The organism is Bradyrhizobium sp. (assembly GCF_049586575.1).
GTDB lineage: Bacteria > Pseudomonadota > Alphaproteobacteria > Rhizobiales > Xanthobacteraceae > Bradyrhizobium.
This window is the reverse complement of record NZ_JBAVCF010000483.1, coordinates 1-17,279: the sequence shown is the minus strand read 5'-3', so window position 1 is coordinate 17,279 and position 17,279 is coordinate 1. Positions and strand designations below refer to the sequence as shown.

The 17,279-nt window shown below is 61.1% G+C and carries 18 protein-coding genes and 1 tRNA gene; 10 read left to right on the top strand and 9 right to left on the bottom strand.

Annotation, left to right across the window (positions count from 1 at the left end):
* Positions 1 to 343: gamma-glutamyltransferase (locus tag WB528_RS18675; RefSeq protein ID WP_423889870.1), on the top strand; the 343-nt coding region annotated here is incomplete at its 5' end.
* An 18-nt stretch (positions 344 to 361) separates the two neighbouring features.
* Here the strand turns inward: WB528_RS18675 and WB528_RS18670 are convergent.
* The gene (locus WB528_RS18670) at positions 362 to 1,027 is read right to left on the bottom strand and encodes a glutathione S-transferase family protein (protein ID WP_423889873.1); all 666 of its coding nucleotides are present in this window, start codon (positions 1,025 to 1,027) and stop codon (positions 362 to 364) included.
* A gap of 335 nt (positions 1,028 to 1,362) precedes the next feature.
* Here WB528_RS18670 and WB528_RS18665 point away from each other — a divergent pair, with 335 nt between their 5' ends.
* The 3 genes from WB528_RS18665 to panE all read left to right on the top strand — a co-directional run bounded on the left by WB528_RS18665 (position 1,363) and on the right by panE (position 3,782).
* Positions 1,363 to 1,971 carry a 2-hydroxychromene-2-carboxylate isomerase gene (locus WB528_RS18665; RefSeq protein ID WP_423889869.1) on the top strand — a complete coding sequence of 203 codons (609 nt, stop codon included), beginning with the start codon at positions 1,363 to 1,365 and terminating at the stop codon, positions 1,969 to 1,971.
* Positions 1,972 to 2,027: 56 nt separating this feature from the next.
* Positions 2,028 to 2,765: an SDR family oxidoreductase gene (locus WB528_RS18660; RefSeq protein WP_423889868.1), complete on the top strand. Its 738-nt coding sequence runs from the start codon at positions 2,028 to 2,030 to the stop codon at positions 2,763 to 2,765.
* Positions 2,766 to 2,861: 96 nt separating this feature from the next.
* The gene (gene panE, locus WB528_RS18655) at positions 2,862 to 3,782 is read left to right on the top strand and encodes a 2-dehydropantoate 2-reductase (protein ID WP_423889867.1); all 921 of its coding nucleotides are present in this window, start codon (positions 2,862 to 2,864) and stop codon (positions 3,780 to 3,782) included.
* A 156-nt stretch (positions 3,783 to 3,938) separates the two neighbouring features.
* Here the strand turns inward: panE and WB528_RS18650 are convergent, their stop codons facing one another.
* The 4 genes from WB528_RS18650 to WB528_RS18635 all read right to left on the bottom strand — a co-directional run bounded on the left by WB528_RS18650 (position 3,939) and on the right by WB528_RS18635 (position 6,831).
* Positions 3,939 to 4,487, bottom strand: coding sequence for a c-type cytochrome (locus WB528_RS18650; protein WP_423889866.1), 549 nt, complete (start codon positions 4,485 to 4,487; stop codon positions 3,939 to 3,941).
* A gap of 130 nt (positions 4,488 to 4,617) precedes the next feature.
* Positions 4,618 to 5,883 carry a PQQ-dependent sugar dehydrogenase gene (locus WB528_RS18645; RefSeq protein ID WP_423889865.1) on the bottom strand — a complete coding sequence of 422 codons (1,266 nt, stop codon included), beginning with the start codon at positions 5,881 to 5,883 and terminating at the stop codon, positions 4,618 to 4,620.
* A gap of 244 nt (positions 5,884 to 6,127) precedes the next feature.
* Positions 6,128 to 6,202: transfer RNA gene (locus WB528_RS18640), tRNA-Gly, on the bottom strand.
* Positions 6,203 to 6,354: 152 nt separating this feature from the next.
* On the bottom strand, positions 6,355 to 6,831 hold the full coding sequence (locus tag WB528_RS18635) for an SRPBCC family protein (RefSeq protein WP_423889864.1): 477 nt from the start codon (positions 6,829 to 6,831) through the stop codon (positions 6,355 to 6,357).
* Positions 6,832 to 7,087: 256 nt separating this feature from the next.
* Between WB528_RS18635 and trxA the strand changes: the two genes are divergently transcribed.
* Together trxA and WB528_RS18625 are read left to right on the top strand one after the other, a co-directional pair.
* Entirely contained in the window at positions 7,088 to 8,005 is a 918-nt protein-coding gene (gene trxA, locus WB528_RS18630) for a thioredoxin (protein WP_423889863.1), read from the top strand.
* 263 nt (positions 8,006 to 8,268) lie between these two features.
* Entirely contained in the window at positions 8,269 to 8,943 is a 675-nt protein-coding gene (locus WB528_RS18625; protein ID WP_423889872.1) for an LON peptidase substrate-binding domain-containing protein, read from the top strand.
* Positions 8,944 to 8,982: 39 nt separating this feature from the next.
* Here WB528_RS18625 and feoB read toward each other — a convergent pair whose 3' ends face one another.
* Together feoB and WB528_RS18615 are read right to left on the bottom strand one after the other, a co-directional pair.
* Positions 8,983 to 10,854 carry a ferrous iron transporter B gene (gene feoB / locus WB528_RS18620; RefSeq protein ID WP_423889871.1) on the bottom strand — a complete coding sequence of 624 codons (1,872 nt, stop codon included), beginning with the start codon at positions 10,852 to 10,854 and terminating at the stop codon, positions 8,983 to 8,985.
* 177 nt (positions 10,855 to 11,031) lie between these two features.
* Positions 11,032 to 11,313, bottom strand: coding sequence for a FeoA family protein (locus WB528_RS18615; protein ID WP_423889862.1), 282 nt, complete (start codon positions 11,311 to 11,313; stop codon positions 11,032 to 11,034).
* Positions 11,314 to 11,852: 539 nt separating this feature from the next.
* On the opposite strand from WB528_RS18615, the gene cpaB reads away from it, so the two are divergent.
* From cpaB to WB528_RS18595, 4 genes are read left to right on the top strand one after another with little or no spacing between them, the layout of a single operon-like run.
* Positions 11,853 to 12,647: a Flp pilus assembly protein CpaB gene (gene cpaB, locus WB528_RS18610; protein ID WP_423889861.1), complete on the top strand. Its 795-nt coding sequence runs from the start codon at positions 11,853 to 11,855 to the stop codon at positions 12,645 to 12,647.
* 32 nt (positions 12,648 to 12,679) lie between these two features.
* Positions 12,680 to 14,146, top strand: a complete 1,467-nt coding sequence (locus tag WB528_RS18605; protein ID WP_423889860.1) for a type II and III secretion system protein family protein — start codon at positions 12,680 to 12,682, stop codon at positions 14,144 to 14,146.
* Positions 14,147 to 14,170: 24 nt separating this feature from the next.
* Entirely contained in the window at positions 14,171 to 14,914 is a 744-nt protein-coding gene (locus WB528_RS18600) for a CpaD family pilus assembly protein (RefSeq protein ID WP_423889859.1), read from the top strand.
* Entirely contained in the window at positions 14,911 to 16,176 is a 1,266-nt protein-coding gene (locus tag WB528_RS18595) for an AAA family ATPase (RefSeq protein WP_423889858.1), read from the top strand. The genes WB528_RS18600 and WB528_RS18595 overlap by 4 nt, the downstream gene beginning before the upstream one ends.
* A 33-nt stretch (positions 16,177 to 16,209) precedes the next feature.
* Here the strand turns inward: WB528_RS18595 and WB528_RS18590 are convergent, their stop codons facing one another.
* Together WB528_RS18590 and WB528_RS18585 are read right to left on the bottom strand one after the other, a co-directional pair.
* Positions 16,210 to 17,025, bottom strand: coding sequence for a tetratricopeptide repeat protein (locus WB528_RS18590; RefSeq protein ID WP_423889857.1), 816 nt, complete (start codon positions 17,023 to 17,025; stop codon positions 16,210 to 16,212).
* A 65-nt stretch (positions 17,026 to 17,090) separates the two neighbouring features.
* Positions 17,091 to 17,279 (bottom strand): hypothetical protein (locus WB528_RS18585; protein ID WP_423889856.1); only part of this gene is annotated, 189 nt, incomplete at its 5' end.

Sequence of the window (17,279 nt, the reverse complement as noted above, 5' to 3'; positions counted from 1 at the left end):
GACCATCGTGCTGCAGGACGGCAAGCCGGTATTGGTGACGGGTTCGCCCGGCGGCAGCCGCATCATATCGACCGTGCTGCAGGTGATCGTCAACGTGCTCGACTATCATATGGATGTGGCGGCCGCGGTGGCCGCGCCGCGGCTGCACCATCAATGGCTTCCCGACGAAGTACGGATCGAGCGCGGCTTCACTGAAGCGGCGCTTGATGCACTCAAGGCCAAAGGTCATCGCATTGTCGAGCCCATGGGACAGACGTCGGCGAATTCGATCGCCGTGACGCCGGACGGACTGCTCGGCGCTCCCGATCCGCGCACCCGCGGCTCTGAGGCGGCGGGCGAATAGAAAGTCAGCCGGCTGGTTTCAGCGGCCGACTGCGTAAGGCCCGCCTTTTTCCAGGGCGCGCCGGTAAGCGGGGCGCGCGTGAATGCGCTCCAGAAATGCCATCGCCTTCGGATGACCCTGTTCGAGGCCGCCGCGCGCCGCCCCTGCCTCCAGCGGAAAACTCATCTGGATGTCGGCGGCGGTGAAAGCGTCGCCTGCAAACCACTCGCTCTTCGACAATTCGCTCTCCCAGAATGCCATGTGCGACTTGAGCTGTGGGTTGACGAGCGCGGTCATGGCCTGACCCGAGATCATGCGCACCAGTGGCCGAACCAGCATCGGTGCGCGCGTCGGCATCAGCGTGAACAACAGCTTAAGCAGAAGCGGCGTCATCGCTGAGCCCTCGGCGTAATGCAGCCAATAGGTGTAGCGCAAACGCTCCGGCGTGCCGGCTGGCGGGATCAGTCGCCCATTGCCATAGGTCTCGACGAGATATTCGGCGATCGCGCCGGATTCCGCGATCGTTTTGCCGCCATCCGTGATGACGGGCGATTTTCCAAGCGGATGGACGGCGCGAAGCTCCGCCGGAGCCAACATGTCGGGCCGACGCTGGTACCGCACGATGTCGTAGGGAACGCCAAGCTCTTCCAGAAGCCACAGCACACGCTGTGATCGGGAATTGTTGAGATGATGAACGGTGAGCATGGCGAAATCCTCCATAAAGCGCCGAAGCATCGGTCGCGCCTCGATCTCATAGCAGCGAACCGTCCGACCGGCGATGGGCTCGGGTTGGGCAAAACTGGTGCTCAGGGATTTCTCACCTACCGGCATATTGCCAGGATAATGTCGGCCTATCAATGACATGCGGAAAATTCGCACTTTTGGCCTCTGTTCCCCGTGTTCATCAGTCGAAAGCTGCCAATCTATTCAGGTGAGTAGACCGCCTCTTCAAGGTATGATGATCGTCATCAAAATCGGTGGACGCTACCCACCGGTTACGCCACAATGACCCGACAAAGAAAGGCTCTTGGGAGGCCGTCATGAGCGCTATCGCTCCGCAATTCATGTTCGATTTCGGTAGCCCCAACGCCTTCCTCAGCCATAGGGCGATCCCGGCGATCGAAAGCCGGATCGGGGTGAAGTTCGAGTACGTACCGGTTTTGCTCGGAGGCATTTTCAAGGCCACGAACAACCGGTCCCCGGCCGAGACGCTCGCCGGTATAAAGAACAAGCGCGAATTCCAGGCGATTGAAACCGACCGATTCCTCAGGCGCTTTCAGGTCCAGCCTTACGTCTGGAATCCGTTCTTTCCCGTTAATACGCTCAATTTGATGCGCGCGGCGATCGCGGCCCGGTTTGAAGGCGTGTTCGAAAAATACGTCGACGCGGCCTTTCACCACATGTGGGTCGATCCGAAGAAGATGGACGATCCGGCAATTGCACTCGCCGCGCTGACAGAATCGGGACTTGACGCAAAGCGGCTGTTCGAACGCGCAGGCGAGGCTGATGTGAAGGCAAAACTGATCGAAAACACGCAAGCTGCAGTTGATCGTGGCGCGTTCGGTTCGCCGACATTTTTCGTCGGCGGAGAAATATTCTTCGGCAAGGAGCAGCTCCGCGACGTCGAGGAGATGGTGTTGGGGAAGTAGCCTCCAGCATTGCGAGGAGCAAAGCGACGAAGCGGACCTAAGTGGAGTACGAATCAATGCAAAAGCGCAACGCCACCGTGGCCGTGATCGGCGCCGGCGACTACATCGGCGCCGAGATCGCCAGGAAATTTGCGGCGGAGGGGTTCACCGTCTTCGCCGGCCGGCGTGACGGCGCCAAGCTTGAACCGCTAGCGAGAGAAATCGAAACCGCGGGTGGCTCGATCGTAGCACGCGCGCTGGACGCCCGAAAAGAAGATGAAGTCGCGGCGTTCCTTGATGACGCCGACAAGCACGCGCCGCTCGAGGTGACCATTTTCAACGTCGGCGCCAACGTCAGCTTCCCGATCCTTGAAACCACAGATCGCGTTTTTCGCAAGGTGTGGGAGATGGCCTGCTGGGCGGGTTTTCTGGCCGGCCGCGAGTCGGCGCGGCTGATGATGCCGCGCGGCCAAGGCAATATCTTCTTCACCGGCGCCACGGCTTCCTTGCGCGGCGGCAGCGGCTTCGCCGCCTTTGCCAGCGCCAAATTCGGGCTTCGCGCCGTGGCGCAATCGATGGCGCGTGAACTGGGCCCAAAGAATATCCATGTTGCCCATCTGATCATCGATTCCGGCGTCGATACCGCCTGGGTCCGCCAGCGCCGTGAGCAGCTCTGGGGCAAGGAAGCGCTCAACAATCCGGACTTGCTGATGCCGCCGGCTTCCGTCGCGGCATCCTATTGGCAGCTTTATCAGCAGCCACGCAGCGCCTGGACTTTTGAGCTTGAAATTCGCCCGTTTGGCGAAAAGTGGTAGACGAGCGAGTGGTGGTTAGCGAATAGCGAAATAAACTATTTGCTTCTCTCTATTCGCCATTCGCGAATTTCCTAACAACAAAAGGAATCCATTCCCATGCGCATCCTCGTGGTCGGAGCCGGAGCCATCGGCGGATATTTCGGCGGCCGAATGCTGCAGGCCGGACGTGATGTAACGTTCCTGGTCCGGCCGCGCCGCGCGACTGAGCTCGCTTCCGCGGGTCTCGTCATCAAAAGCCCGAACGGCGACGTGACGCTCACCGCCCCGCCGATCGTGCAGGCGGACAAACTCGACACGGCGTTCGATCTCGTGCTGTTGAGCTGCAAGGCGTTCGACCTGGAAGATGCAATCGCCTCGTTCGCGCCGGCCGTGGGACCGAAGACGGTCATTCTTCCGCTTCTCAACGGCATGCGCCACCTCGACATCCTCGATCAACGGTTCGGATCGAACGCGGTGTTAGGCGGACTGTGTGCGATCGCAGTCACCCTCAACGAACATCGCGAAGTCGTCCAGCTCGCGCCGATGCAGTCGCTGGGATTCGGCGAGCGCGACGGCAAAATCTCCGACCGGGTGCGGGCCATTGCCGATGCCATGTCGGGTGGCAAGTTCGGCGCGGCCGCGAGCGCGCAGATAATCCAGGACATGTGGGAGAAATGGGTTTTTCTCGCCTCGCTTGCCGCCTCGACCTGCACGATGCGCGCGCCGGTCGGCCATATTCTGGCAGCGCCGGGTGGCAACGATTTCATCCTCGGCATCCTCGACGAATGCAGCGCGGTCGCCGCAGCCGAAGGCCATAGCCCCACCGGTCCGTTCTTCGAGCGCGCACGGGGTATGCTGACCGCGGAAGGTTCGCAACTCACCGCCTCGATGTTCCGCGACGTCAAGGCCGGCGCCCGGGTCGAGGCCGATCACATTATCGGCGATCTGATCGCGCGCGGCGAAGCCGCCAAGGTGCCGGTGCCGAAGCTCCGGATCACCTACACGCATCTGAAGACGTATGAGAACCAGCGCGGGTAGCTAGAACCTTACCACCTGGTCTCTCACCGTCATTGCGGGAAGCGCAAGCGACGAAGCAAATCCAGAATCTATCTTTGGGTTCACCGGACTGCTTCACGGCGCCCGTCATCGGGCGCGAATTCGCGCCGCCCGTCGGCTCGCAATGACGACGACCCATTACAGATGCGCCAAATAATGCGCCAGCGCGGTCATCTCTTCTTCGCTCAAGGGATATGCGACATCGGCCATCGCCGCCATGCCGCCGCCGGATCGCACGCCTGTCTTGTAGTCGTGCAGCGCCTTCAGAAGATATTCTTCGCGCTGGCCGGCGATGCGCGCCACCGCGTTGGTGCCTGCGAAGCTGTCGCCATGGCAATTAGCGCAGCGACGGCCGATGGCGGCCTGCGCGCCCTTCTTCGAGAGATCGGGATTGTCGTCCGGCGGTGCTTTCGGCGGCGTGAGCGAGGCAAAATAGGCGCCGAGATTGCGAATATCCTCATTGTCGATCTGTTCGACAATCGGCTGCATCTGCTCGTTCTTGCGCGAACCGGCGCGGAAAAACACCAGTTGCCATTGAAGGAACTGGTCCTGCTGTCCCGCCAGCGAGGGGACATTCTCCATTTGCGAGATGCCGTTTTCGCCATGACAGCCGGCGCAAAGTTCGGCCTTTTTCTTGGCCGCCTCCAGATCGGCGGCGGGCGACGCGGCGGTCAAGGCCACAGACATCGCAGTTGCGCACAAGGCGCTGAGAAAAAATTGGCGGCGCATAACCGGCATCACGCTTCACTCCTGGCCCAAAAAGCAAAATCTGCGGCCGCCCGTCACGGGCGACCGCAGCTTCTTGAGATTTCAGTCTCTACTTGCTGTAGCTGATGCGATAAATCGCACCGGCCCAGTCATCGGCAACAAGGATTGATCCATCCTTGTCGAGGAGAATGTCGGCAGGACGGCCAGTAAAGCTTTGGTCGCCATCGAGCCAGCCTTCCGCAAACACCGTTTGCTTGGCGTTCTTGCCGTCCGGATCGGCCGTGACGCGAACGATGCGCGCGCCCTGATACTTATGCCGATTCCAGGAGCCGTGTTCGGCGATCAGGATGGAGTTCTTGTACTCGGCCGGGAACTGGTTGCCGGTATAGAACTTCATGCCGAGCGGAGCCACGTGCGCGCCGAGCTTGAGCACCGGCGGGGTGAATTCCGAACACTTGTGGCCCATCGCGAACTTCGGATCCGGGATATCGCCTTCGTGGCAATAGGGATAGCCGAAGTGTTCGCCGAGTTTCGAGATCATGTTGAGCTTGTCGCTCGGCGTATCGTCGCTCAACCAGTCGCGCGCATTCTCGGTGAACCAGTACTTGCCGGTGCGCGGATCGACGTCGCCACCAACGCTGTTGCGAACGCCGAGCGCAACGAGTTCGGCGTTGCCGGTCTTGGGATCGACGCGCCGGATCTGCGACACGCTGGTCGGCGGAATACCGATGTTGAAGGGCGGTCCGAACGGAACGTAGAACCAGCCATCCTTGTCGGCAGCGAGATACTTCCAGCCATGCGCGGCATAGGACGGCATGTCGTCATAGACGACCTTGCCGTCGCCGAGCTTGTCGAGATTAGCTTCGGCGTTGTCATAGCGGATCAGCTTGTTGACATTGATGACGTAGAGCGCGCCATCCTTGAAAGCGATGCCGGTGGGCATCGGCGGATTGAGCCCCTTGAGGATGGTCTTGACCTGTTTCTTGCCGCCATTGTCCGTGATGGCATAGACGTTGCCGAGCCCGAACGAGCCGACGAAGAGCGTACCCTTGTCGCCCCACGCCATCTGCCGCGCGGACAGAACGCCCGAGGCATAGACTTCAATCTTGAAGCCCGGCGGCAGCTTGATCTTCTTGAGCGCCGAAGCCAACTCGGCATCCGAGGAGCCGGTCGGCGGACCCGCCTTTGGCGTCAGACCCTTTTGTGCCTCGGTCTCGTCGCCTAGGAACCAGTCATCCGGTGGATGGGTCCAGAACTCCTTGTTGCCGGACTCATATTTTTTCAGTGGCTTGTCTTGCGCATTGGCTACGCCAGCAGATCCTACTGCGACGATCGCCGTAAACGCAAGAATATATCGATTGAAAGCCGATTTCATCGCGTCACTCCCCTGTGCAGCCGGGCGGCTGCGATCTTGTTTTTTCGAACGCCTCTGAGGCGAAATTCGGTCCGCGCGAGAGGCTGAAAAAATCCTATCACATCCTTCGCGGGAGAGAAGCGCGCAAAGGTCTATGACCCGAGGCCACCGAGATGGGTGTGACGCAGCTATTCACAAATTTCGGAAAATAAAATGCCGCCGAACGGCAGGGCCGACGTGCCGGACCTGCATGTTCGCGAAAACCTGGAGCGGGCGAAGGGATTCGAACCCTCGACCCCGACCTTGGCAAGGTCGTGCTCTACCCCTGAGCTACACCCGCATCCTTAGGGAGCGTCGCTTGATTGTAGGAAGCGACCGGCAGAGCTATGCCAAATGCAGACTGCGAATGCAACAGCCAGCAATGGATGATCGAAAACAGCTTAAAAGCCCGATATCGTTGCCGTTTTGGCGAAAATGGCCCGAAAATGGCTGCTACACGGCCGCTGACCCTGCCACAGCCGGGAGATTCGCCGACGGCAAACCCATCGATTCACGCAACGATTGGAGCCATTTCCCAAACCAGCTCTGCAACGTCTCGGCCAGTTCGTCGCGGTGCGCAGGTTCGCAATCGAAATTCGCCCACCATTCAACAAAAGCACGATTGCCATCGATGACAGGGGTAACCCGCAGCGTCCCTTGAAAGCCGGCGATCGGCAACGTGGGCTCACCGCAAAATTCGAAGGTCTGCGAGCGCTCGACATCCGATTGGGCGAGCAGCCGCTGGCGAATGCGCCGTCCCTGATAGAACACGTTCCTGATCGCGCCGACCGTATCGCCGAACTTTCCGTGCTCGATCCGGCTCTCGCCGGCGCCCCCAACCCACACCGGATAGTTGTTGAAATCGCGAATGATTTTCCAGATGTCCTGAGCCGGCCACTCAAACACCGTGCTGTAATAGGCTTTCGCCATGGTTCGCCTCTTCCTGGGGGCCCGAAAAGCCACGGCACCTTGAACCGGCGATGGGCGCGCGCCCACCCGATCTCCGAGTGTCTGGAAACCTTTCTGGCTTCCCTCCGTCCCCGGGGCACCAAGCGACCGGAGCCGATTGAAATTTCCCGGCCAGCCGCCATTTGAAGGGACGAGAACCTCTGAACGGCGACGCCGGACCGTGCTACATAGGCGCCGGCCGTCGCTAGAGCCGGCACGACATCAGACGAGGATACCCGTGACGATAGTAGAGCAGGGCCATGGAGCCGCACCGCAGGCCGCGCCCGATCTGATCAAAGAGACGACCACCCAGAGTTTCGTCAAGGACGTCGTAGAGGAGTCCAAGCGGCAGCCGGTACTGATCGACTTCTGGGCGCCGTGGTGCGGCCCTTGCCGCCAGCTCACGCCGATCCTCGAAAAGGTCGTCCGCGACGCCAAGGGCAAGGTCAAGCTGGTCAAGATGAATATCGACGACCATCCGGCGATCCCCGGCCAGATGGGCATCCAGTCCATTCCGGCCGTGATCGCATTCGTCAACGGTCAACCTGCTGACGGTTTCATGGGCGTGGTGCCGGAAAGCCAGGTCACGGCCTTCGTCAACAAGCTGACCGCCGGCATGCCCGGCGAGCCGAATACCGCCGAGGTCCTTAAAGAAGCCGAAACCTTGCTCGCCGAAGGCGATGCGGCCACCGCTGCCTCGGTCTATGCCGAAGTGCTCTCCGTGGATGCCACCAACATCGCTGCCTTGGCGGGATTGGCGAAATGCTACGCCACGACCGGCGCCATCGATCAGGCCAAGCAGACGCTGGCGATGGTCCCGGAATCCAAGCGTGGCGACGCCGCTGTCAAGGCCGTGCAAGCCACGATCGATCTAGCCGAACAGGCAAGCTCTCTTGGCCCGCTGGCCGAATTGGAACAGAAAGTCGCCGCAAACCCGCTCGATCATCAGGCGCGATTTGATCTAGCGATCGCGCTCAACGCCGCCGGCAAGCGCGCTGAGGCGACCCAGCAGTTGCTCGAAATCGTCAAGCGTGACCGCAAGTGGAACGAAGACGGCGCCCGCAAGCAGCTGGTGCAGTTCTTCGACGCGTGGGGCGCAACCGACGAAGCGACCGTTGAAGGAAGAAAGCGGCTGTCGACGATCTTGTTTTCGTAATCCCGATTTTTGCCAGGGCGGCGGCGGGCTGATGCCTGCACGGTTGGGACGACGCGAATGGCGTGGGCTGACTGGTGTCCCGATTCCGAAGTTCATATCATTTTGCGGAGCCACGTTTGCGAACTTCGGGATCGACAGGACACTAGTAGATTTATTGATCTAGTGTGGTTGGGTTCAAAGTCCGCATGAGGGACCTCGCGGCAATACTGATACGGACTTTTTGAACCGCCACACTAGTGGCACGATATGCGCTGGTGACCGCAATGCCGATCAATGCCGAATATCGTGGACCTTCAGACCTTCCCGAGATCATTCCGGTATTCCCGCTGCCCGGCGCGTTGCTGTTGCCGCGCGGACAGATGCCGCTGAATATTTTCGAGCCGCGCTATCTGGCAATGGTCGACGACGCGTTACGCGACGGCCATCGCTTGATCGGAATGATCCAGCCCGACGTCGCCCATTCTCCAGATGAGGCTCATCCGAAACTGTTTCATGTCGGCTGTGTCGGGCGCATCACCCAACTCGCCGAATCCGGCGACGGACGCTATATCCTCGAGCTCACGGGCATCTCCCGCTTCAAGGTCGTCGAGGAAAAAGCCGGGCTGACGCCATATCGGCAATGCCAGGTCGACTACTTCCCCTATCTCGACGATTTCAGCGCACGAAAAGGCGAGGAAGCCGTCGATCGCGAAGCCCTGCTAGGCGCGCTGACGGAATTTCTGAAGGCCAACAACCTCAAGGTTGACTGGGAGGGAATCGAAAACGCTCCCAACGAAGCGCTCGTCAATGCGCTGGCGATGATGTCGCCTTACGGGGCGCCGGAAAAACAGGCGATGCTGGAAGCGCCCGACCTCAAGACCCGCGCCGAAATTCTGGTTGCGATCACCGAGATGGATCTCGCCAAGAGACGCACCAGCAACGATACGGGATTGCAGTAGCAGCCCAAGGCAGCCAGAGCCGGGGTCTTTGGTGCGTGGCTATCCGGCGCCGAGTGCCACGGCAATGTTGTAGGTCACAAGGCTCGCCAGATAGGCCAGCACAAACATGTAGGAAAAGGTGAGCGCCATCCATTTCGTGCCGCCGGTCTCGCGCCGGATAACGGCGAGCGTCGAGGCGCATTGCGGGGCGAAGATGTACCAGGCAAGCAGCGACAGCGCCGTCGCTAGGCTCCATTTGGTGGCCAGCACTTGCCCGATCTGGTCGGCAGCTTCCTTTCCGCCTTCGATGGCATAGACGGTGCCCAGCGCCGCGACCGCGACTTCCCGCGCGGCCATGCCCGGAATCAGCGCCACCACGATTTGCCAGTTGAATCCCAGCGGGGCGAACAAAGGCGCCAGTGCATGACCGACGATGGCGGCCAGACTGTAGTTGATGGCGGGCTCATCTCCGCCCACGGGCGGGGTCGGAAATGAGGCGAGAAACCAGATCAGCACCATCATCGAAAAGATCGTGGTGCCGGCCCGCTGCAGGAACATCTTGGCTCGCATATAGATGCCGATCGCGACGCTCTTGATGCGAGGCAGTTTGTAGTCCGGCAATTCGAGCATGAACGGCGCGGGCGCGTAATCGCGCAGCATGAAGAACTTTATCAGGAACGACACGCCCAGCGCGCTGCCGATGCCCGCAGCATAGAGGCCGAACATCACAAGACCTCTGAGGCTGATCCACCCCCAAACCTGCGCGTCGGGAATGAAAGCCGAGATGATCAGGGTGTAGACGGGGATCCGCGCCGAGCAGGTCATCAACGGCGCGATCAGGATCGTCGTCAGCCGGTCGCGGCGGTTATCGATGACACGCGTTGCCATGATCCCGGGAATGGCGCAGGCAAAACTTGAAAGCAGCGGAATGAAAGCCCGGCCATGCAATCCGGCGCCACCCATGATGCGGTCCATCAGGAACGCCGCGCGGGCCATGTAGCCGAAGTCTTCGAGCAACAGGATAAACAGGAAGATGATGACGATCTGGGGCAGGAAGACAAGGACGCTGCCGACACCGGAGATCACGCCGTTCTGAAGGAAGCTTTGCAATAGCCCGCCGGGCAACGTGTTGTGGACGAATTGACCGAGCGCCGTAAACGACTCGGACAAAACGTCCATCGCCGGCTGCGCCCAGGCGAACACCGCCTGGAACATCACGAATAGAATCAGGCCGAGAATCGCGAGCCCGGCCACCGGATCCAGCACGACGGCGTCGATCCTGGCCGTCCAGGTATCAGGTTTTGCGGGCAGACTGACGGTCGCTGCGATAATCCGGTCGGCCTCGCGCTGGGTGGCGCGCAACTCCGCCACCGAGAGCGGCTGCCAAAGATTTTGCCGGGGCGACGCCGGGACCTGCGCCGCGATTTCATCGGTCTTGCGCAACAGCTCGGCGATCCCGGTCTTGCGGACTGCAATCGATGTCACCACCGGCACGCCCAGCATCTGGGACATTCGCGGGGCATCGACGGTCACGCCGCGCCTCGTCGCGATGTCAAACATGTTGAGCACCAGCATCAGGGGCCGGCCGGTCTGCTTGAGCTCGAGCAGCAGGCGGATCGTCAGCCGCAGATTGGTGGAATCGGCCACGCACAGCACGAGGTCGGGAGACGTTTCGCCGGCGGCGCGACCGAGCACGAAATCGCGGGTGATTTCCTCGTCGGGGCTGCGGCCGCGCAACGAATAGGTGCCGGGCAAATCGACCAGCGACGCCTGCCGTCCAAGCGGGGTGACGAAAAAACCTTCCTTGCGCTCGACGGTCACGCCCGGATAGTTCGCGACCTTCTGCCTGCTGCCGGTCAGCGCATTGAACAGCGAGGTCTTGCCGCTATTGGGCGTCCCCACCAAAGCAAGATGCATTAACGGTGCTTCCATGACGCCGTACAGTCCAAAGCCCTGATTCCGAAGTTCGCCAGCCATCGCGGCAACCTCTGATGCGAACTTCGGAATCAAAGGAGCTTTGGAAATTTATTGTTTCTGGTGGAGCTTTCGAATTTGAAGTTCCTGCGACGAGATTACGGCCCCATAGGAACTTCAAATCCGCCGCATCCGTCAGACGACAACGACGGCCATCGCCTCGCGCCGGCGCACCGCGACCGTGACGTTCTCGATGCGAATGGCAATCGGGTCACGACCGACGATGCCTTCGTGAAGCACTTTAACCCTGGCTCCCTCGATGAAGCCGAGCTCGATCAAGCGGCTTTCGAGTTCGAGGGCGGGAAGCGAAGAATCCACCTCTTCAGCGTCAAGATGGTGGATCACGCCGGAATAGCCACGCTTGGCCAAGCCAAGTCGCATCTGCGGCGGCGCGTCGTTTTGATCAATGGCGGTCATGATGTGTATTTTCAACCGCAGGGGCGAAGGTCAAGCGCGGCGGCCCGAAATCCGATTACCTTAGAGCGATTTTAAAATTGGCAAGTAATTTCAGTGTCCGCGGCGCCGCCCGTCCGGTCTAATTCCGGCACGACAGGATGAACTATTCGTGAGACCGGCTAGCGGCCCCGGCGAAATACGGGCGACGACCGACGTTGCGTTGCGGCCAGGCTACCGCCAAGGCCGCAACTTCTCCACAAAGTGAATGCTTTCGACCCTCAGGCAATCGCCGCTGTCGCGCGATTCCCGGCCTCCAGAAGCTGAGGCGCGGGCCGCGGCCTTCGTCCAGTAAATGTGCCGTTATCCGAACCTCGCGCGAGATGGCTCGCGAATGCCGTCGAAAACAATAACCTTGCGTTCACCATGCGGACAAATCAGCAGGCCGTCTTGCGGAAACCCTTTGAGTTTCAAGCTGGCTTATACCTTTACGGCTTAGTCATCCCTAGAGACGAGCTTCTCTCGAAGACCATCCAGTAAACCTGCGTAACAGTAGATCGCGTATGAACATTGCCCGTATCGTCGTCCTAGCTATCGCTCTCAGTGCCGGCGGCGTCGCGGCCTATCTTGCCAGCGGGACCGACAGCAAGACGCCCGCTCCAGCCCAGCCCGTCGCCCAGCTCCAGACCGCCGACGTTCTGGTGGCCAAGGCCGACATCAGTCTTGGCCAGACGCTGACATCCAACGACATGATCTGGCAGAGCTGGCCTGCGTCAACGACAAGCAGCAGCTTCATCCGCCGCAGCGATCGCCCGGACGCCAGTAACCAGATCGCAGGCTCGATCGCGCGCGCCCCCTTCGTTGCCGGAGAGCCGATTCGGGAAACGAAACTCGTAAAGGCCGACGGCTCCGGTTTCATGGCCGCGATCCTGCAGAGCGGCTATCGCGCCGTATCGACGGAAATCTCCGCAGAGACGGGCGCCGGCGGCTTTATTCTGCCCAACGATCACGTCGACGTCCTCATGACGCGGCGCCTGAAGGATCAGGCGAATCCGTCCAATCCCGACATCGTTACAACCAACATCGTCCTGGCCAATATTCGCGTTCTCGCGATCGATCAGGCGCCGAAGGAAAAAGAAGGCACCAATAACGTCATCGGCCGGACGGTCACGCTTGAATTGAAGCCCGAGCAAACCGCCATCCTCGCCTCATCGCGACAGGCGGGAACGCTGTCGCTCGCGCTACGCAGTATCGCCGACGTCAACCAGGTCGAAGTCAGCGCCAACCGCACGACTCTGCGCCCCGGCATCAACGTTGTCCGCTATGGCGTCGCCCATCCGAGCACCACTGCGAAGTGACCAGAAGGCCTATGACCAGAAGGACGAAGAATATGGCTAGCAGGGGAAGCCGGACGTCTATCCGCACCTTACTCATCAGCGCCTTGTCGTTTTCAGCGGCTGCGCTCGCGCTGACTTCCGGCCTGGCCGCGGCCACGGCGGCCGAGAGCGAGAGCGCGCCCGCGACTACTTCGAGCATCCCGAACGTCAAGACCCGATTTCTTTCGCTGGGCGTCGGCAAATCGTCCATCGTCGACCTGCCGCGCGACGTCAAGGACGTGCTGGTGGCTGATCCAAAGATCGCAAATGCGGTCATCCGCTCGCCGCAGCGCGCTTACATCATCGGCTCCGCCGTCGGTCAAACCAACGTCGTATTCTTCGATGCCGATGGTCAGCAAATTGCGGCCTACGACATTGCAATCAAGCGCGACCTCAACGGCATTCGCGCCGCGTTGAAGCAGTTGCTGCCGGCGGCCGCGATCCAGGCCGAGGGCGTTGGCGAAGGCGTAATGCTGACCGGATCGGTTGCCACCCCGATCGAGGCTCAGCAGGCCGGCGACGTCGTTGCGCGTCTGGTGGGCGGTGCCGACAAGGTCATCAATTCCATCGTGGTTCGCGGCCGCGATGAGGTGATGCTGAAGGTCAGCGTCGCGGAAGTCCAACGCAGCATTATCAAGCAATTGGGCATCGATCTCAGCGCCAGCATGAATTACGGCACGGCGGTGGTGAACTTCAACAACACCAACCCGTTCACCGCGAGCGGGGGACCCTTGACGAGCGGTTCGCTGGTCGCGTCCGCGGTCAACAAGGCTGGCATCCCGACGGTTACGGCAACCCTTCGCGCCATGGAAAGCGCCGGCGTCGTCCGTACCCTCGCCGAACCCAATCTGACGGCGATTTCCGGCGAATCCGCGACCTTCGTTGTCGGCGGCGAATTCCCCTTTCCCACCGGCGTGACCTGCCAAACGACCGCGGCGGGCTCTGTGGGGCAATGCGCGCCGTCGATCGCCTTCAAGAAGTTCGGCATCTCGCTCAATTTCACGCCCGTCGTGCTGACCGAAGGCAAGATCAGCCTCCGCGTGATGACGGAAGTCTCCGAAGTCTCGACCGACAATTCGATCAGTATCAGCGGGGTTACTGTCCCCTCGGTCAAAACCCGCCGCGCCGAGACGACGCTGGAAATTCCCTCCGGCGGCTCGCTCGCGATGGCCGGACTCATTCAGGAGCAGACCAAACAGGCCGTCAACGGAATGCCCGGCGTCGATCAGATCCCGGTGCTCGGTCAGCTGTTCCGAAGCCAGGACTTCGTCAACAACCAAACCGAACTGATGGTCATCGTCACCCCGTACGTGGTGCGCGCGGTCGCGCAAAAAGAGCTGTCGCGGCCGGATGACGGATTTGCGCCGTCGTCCGATTCGCAATCGGCCCTGTTCGCTCAGATCAACCGCATCTACGGCGTGCCGGCGCGGGTGGAGCAGGTCGGAAGTTATCAGCCCAATTTCGGCTTCATTATCGACTGAGACGGCGGAGGCGGGGGAAGCATGATGACAAACGAGACGTCGCTCAATCGCACCAAAGCGCTATGCTTGATCGGCGCGCTGTTCGGCCTGTCGGTCGTCCTGGGCGCCTGTTCTGAGACTACCGGAAGCGTCGCAACCGCCGCGCACGCTCCGGAGGACTATCGCCTGCGGCATCCGATCACGGTCCAGGAAGCCAACCGCTCCATCGTTCTATTCGTTGGCCATGCGCGCGGTGGATTATCGGCCGCCCAGCGCGCCGACGTCGCCGGACTGGCGCGGACCTGGGTCGCCGAAGGAACCGGCGCCATCGTGGTTGACGTACCGGTCGATACGCCTAATGCGCGCGCGGCGGAAAGCGCGGTCCACGAAGCGAGGGCGTTGCTCGAAGCCGGCGGCGTGCCGCGAAATGGAATCAAGCTGCACCGCTACACGCCTGACGATCCCAGAACGCTCGCCACCGTCCGCTTTACCTATCCTCGGATGGCAGCTGTGGCCGGCCCCTGCGGGTTGTGGCCCGAGGATCTCGGACCTTCGATCAAGGATCCCGGCTATCTCGACAACAAGTCCTATTACAATTTCGGCTGCGCCTATCAGCGCAACATGGCGGCGATGGTCGAAAATCCGTCGGATCTCGTGCAGCCGCGACCTGAAACCCCGGCCTATACCGCGCGGCGCAGCGAAGCCTTTGATAAATATCGCAAGGGCACGACCACCACGACCGATTATCCCGAAGCCGAAAAGGCCAAACTCAGCGATACAGGCAAATGATCTATTCGCGTGACGATTCCGATGAACTGGATGTTCTGCCGCCGCTAAGCGACGATTACATCGCGCCAGCGCCGCGGGTGTCGGTGCAGGCTTTCTGCGAAACCACGACGACCGCCGATGCGGTTCAGTCGGCCGGGCTCGACCGGCGCTTGGCCAAGGCGCATCTCACGCTCAAGATGGGCGGCATGGAAGCTGCCATCGAGACCTATCACAGCGTCCCGACGCCGAATGTCATCATTCTGGAGACGAAAGCCGGTCACGATATTCTCGAGGGCCTAGATCAACTCGCGACCGTCTGCGACGCCGGAACGCGCGTGGTCGTGGTCGGCAGCGACGACGACGTCGCGCCCTATCGCGAACTGGTCCGTCGCGGCGTCAGCGATTATGTGATTGGTCCCGTCGAGACGCTCGATGTCGTCCGCGCGATCTGCGGCTTGTTCTCGGCGTCCGAAGCCGTTGCCGTCGGGCGCATTATTGCCGTCGTCGGCTCCAAGGGCGGCGTCGGCGCTTCCACCGTTGCCCACAATCTGGCATGGGCGATTGCGCGGGACCTGACGCTGGATTCGGTCGTCATCGATCTCGACCTCGCGTTCGGCACCGCCAGCCTCGACTACAACAAGGACCCGCTGCAAGGCATCGCCAACGCGGTGTTCGCCAACGAACGGCCCGACAGCGCGTTCATCGAGCGTCTGATGGCGAAGTGCCACGACCATCTGAACCTGTTGGCCGCACCGGCGGCGCTCGACCGCGTCTATGATTTCGGCGCCGATGCCTTTGACGCGATTTTCGACACCTTGCGTTTGACCACGCCGGTGATCGTTCTCGATATCCCTCACCAGTGGTCGGGATGGACCCGGCGCGCGCTGGTTGGAGCGGACGACATTCTGATCGTCGCCGAACCCGACCTCGCCAACCTGCGCAATGCCAAGAACATGCTGAGCATGCTCAAGGCGGCGCGCCCCAATGACCGGCCCCCGCTTTATTGCCTCAGCCAGGTCGGCATGTCGAAACGGCCGGAAATTTCCCCGCGGGAATTCGCCAAGGCCATCGAAGGCCCGCCGATTGCAACGATTCCGTTCGACCCGAAGATGTTCGGGGCCGCCGCCAATAACGGCCAGATGATCGCCGAGATCTCCGCCAGACATCGCATCAGCAAGACCTTCGTGCAGATGGCGCAACAACTCACCGGCCGCGGCGAAGCCAAGAAGCCGCGCGGCTCGCTGTTCGCGCCTCTCATCAAGAAGCTTCGCGCCAGGGGCTGACCCCGTCGCAGTATCGCAGAACAACCGATCGGCTCACCGGGCTCGCGTGGTGCCGATTGAGGCGGTGCTGTCGGGAGCCGTTTTTGCGTTCGCCTGCCTGGCCAGCATCCTTCTCAGATAGGCGACATTGGCGGCAGCCTCCTCGGGAGGCCGGCCTTCTTTCGCAAGACTCTCGGCCTCGGCCATGTGTCCACGCAAGCCAACCACGAGGGCAAGGTTCAGCCGTACGCGAGGATCGGCGTCGGCATGGCTATTGGCGCGGCGCAGAGTTTCCTCTGCCTTGGCGAGATCCTTTGAAAGAACGTAGGAGAGCGCGAGATTGGACAGAACTGACGGCTCGTCCGGCACGATGCGCAGCGCGCTCGCATAGTATTGCCGGGCTTCCTCCCCGCGTCCAAGTTGGTCAAGGACCGCGCCTTGGGCGGACAGAATTCGCCAATCGGGATCTTCGGGCGAGTGGGCATGCCCCAGAACCTCGAAGGCCTGCTGGAAATTGCCGTTGTCGGCAAGCGCACGCCCGAAGCCGGCCATCAAGGCCTTGTCGCCGGGGTGAGCAATCGTGGCCTGCTCCAGGACCGCGACCGCCTGGGACCGCTGCCCCGCCGCGCGGAGCGCTTTTCCATAATTTAAAGCCGCATCGGCATCGTTGGGATTGGCGTGGTAGCGATCGTGGTAGAAATCGAGACTGTGAGCGGGAGCCGTTTTTTCGGCTTTGTCGCCGAGCGACCCCGTAATATCTGACAATCCGTCGGTCTGGCAGCCGCAGAGCCCCAGGAGCAGGACAACCGACAACACCGGCACGGCACGGAATCTCGCAAGGCCGAGCGGCCGGGGCAATCGCGGGGACATTTCTGGGAACCTGACGTGACAGTACTACTGTCCAGAAATGCTCACAGCTTAACCCTAAATTCCGGTTAAGCCGGCACGATCCCCGTCAACGAATACGCGGGCGGCGGGTCTACAGCGTCGACGCTAGTGCCCACTTTCCGAAGTTCGTGCTCCATCGCAGCACCCACCTTCACGAACTGCGGAATGGGCACTAGCAAACTTATTGATTCTAGTACCGCTTTGTCGATCTGAAGTCCCTGATCGAATTCGCCGCT

What these genes read in the sequence shown, in the direction of transcription:
- WB528_RS18670 (WP_423889873.1), bottom strand. Translation starts at nt 1,027, where the DNA reads ATGCTCACCGTTCATCATCTCAACAATTCCCGATCACAGCGTGTGCTG.
- WB528_RS18665 (WP_423889869.1), top strand. Translation starts at nt 1,363, where the DNA reads ATGAGCGCTATCGCTCCGCAATTCATGTTCGATTTCGGTAGCCCCAAC.
- WB528_RS18660 (WP_423889868.1), top strand. Translation starts at nt 2,028, where the DNA reads ATGCAAAAGCGCAACGCCACCGTGGCCGTGATCGGCGCCGGCGACTAC.
- panE (WP_423889867.1), top strand. Translation starts at nt 2,862, where the DNA reads ATGCGCATCCTCGTGGTCGGAGCCGGAGCCATCGGCGGATATTTCGGC.
- WB528_RS18650 (WP_423889866.1), bottom strand. Translation starts at nt 4,487, where the DNA reads ATGTCTGTGGCCTTGACCGCCGCGTCGCCCGCCGCCGATCTGGAGGCG.
- WB528_RS18645 (WP_423889865.1), bottom strand. Translation starts at nt 5,883, where the DNA reads ATGAAATCGGCTTTCAATCGATATATTCTTGCGTTTACGGCGATCGTC.
- WB528_RS18635 (WP_423889864.1), bottom strand. Translation starts at nt 6,831, where the DNA reads ATGGCGAAAGCCTATTACAGCACGGTGTTTGAGTGGCCGGCTCAGGAC.
- WB528_RS18625 (WP_423889872.1), top strand. Translation starts at nt 8,269, where the DNA reads ATGCCGATCAATGCCGAATATCGTGGACCTTCAGACCTTCCCGAGATC.
- feoB (WP_423889871.1), bottom strand. Translation starts at nt 10,854, where the DNA reads ATGGAAGCACCGTTAATGCATCTTGCTTTGGTGGGGACGCCCAATAGC.
- WB528_RS18615 (WP_423889862.1), bottom strand. Translation starts at nt 11,313, where the DNA reads ATGACCGCCATTGATCAAAACGACGCGCCGCCGCAGATGCGACTTGGC.
- cpaB (WP_423889861.1), top strand. Translation starts at nt 11,853, where the DNA reads ATGAACATTGCCCGTATCGTCGTCCTAGCTATCGCTCTCAGTGCCGGC.
- WB528_RS18605 (WP_423889860.1), top strand. Translation starts at nt 12,680, where the DNA reads ATGGCTAGCAGGGGAAGCCGGACGTCTATCCGCACCTTACTCATCAGC.
- WB528_RS18600 (WP_423889859.1), top strand. Translation starts at nt 14,171, where the DNA reads ATGACAAACGAGACGTCGCTCAATCGCACCAAAGCGCTATGCTTGATC.
- WB528_RS18595 (WP_423889858.1), top strand. Translation starts at nt 14,911, where the DNA reads ATGATCTATTCGCGTGACGATTCCGATGAACTGGATGTTCTGCCGCCG.
- WB528_RS18590 (WP_423889857.1), bottom strand. Translation starts at nt 17,025, where the DNA reads ATGTCCCCGCGATTGCCCCGGCCGCTCGGCCTTGCGAGATTCCGTGCC.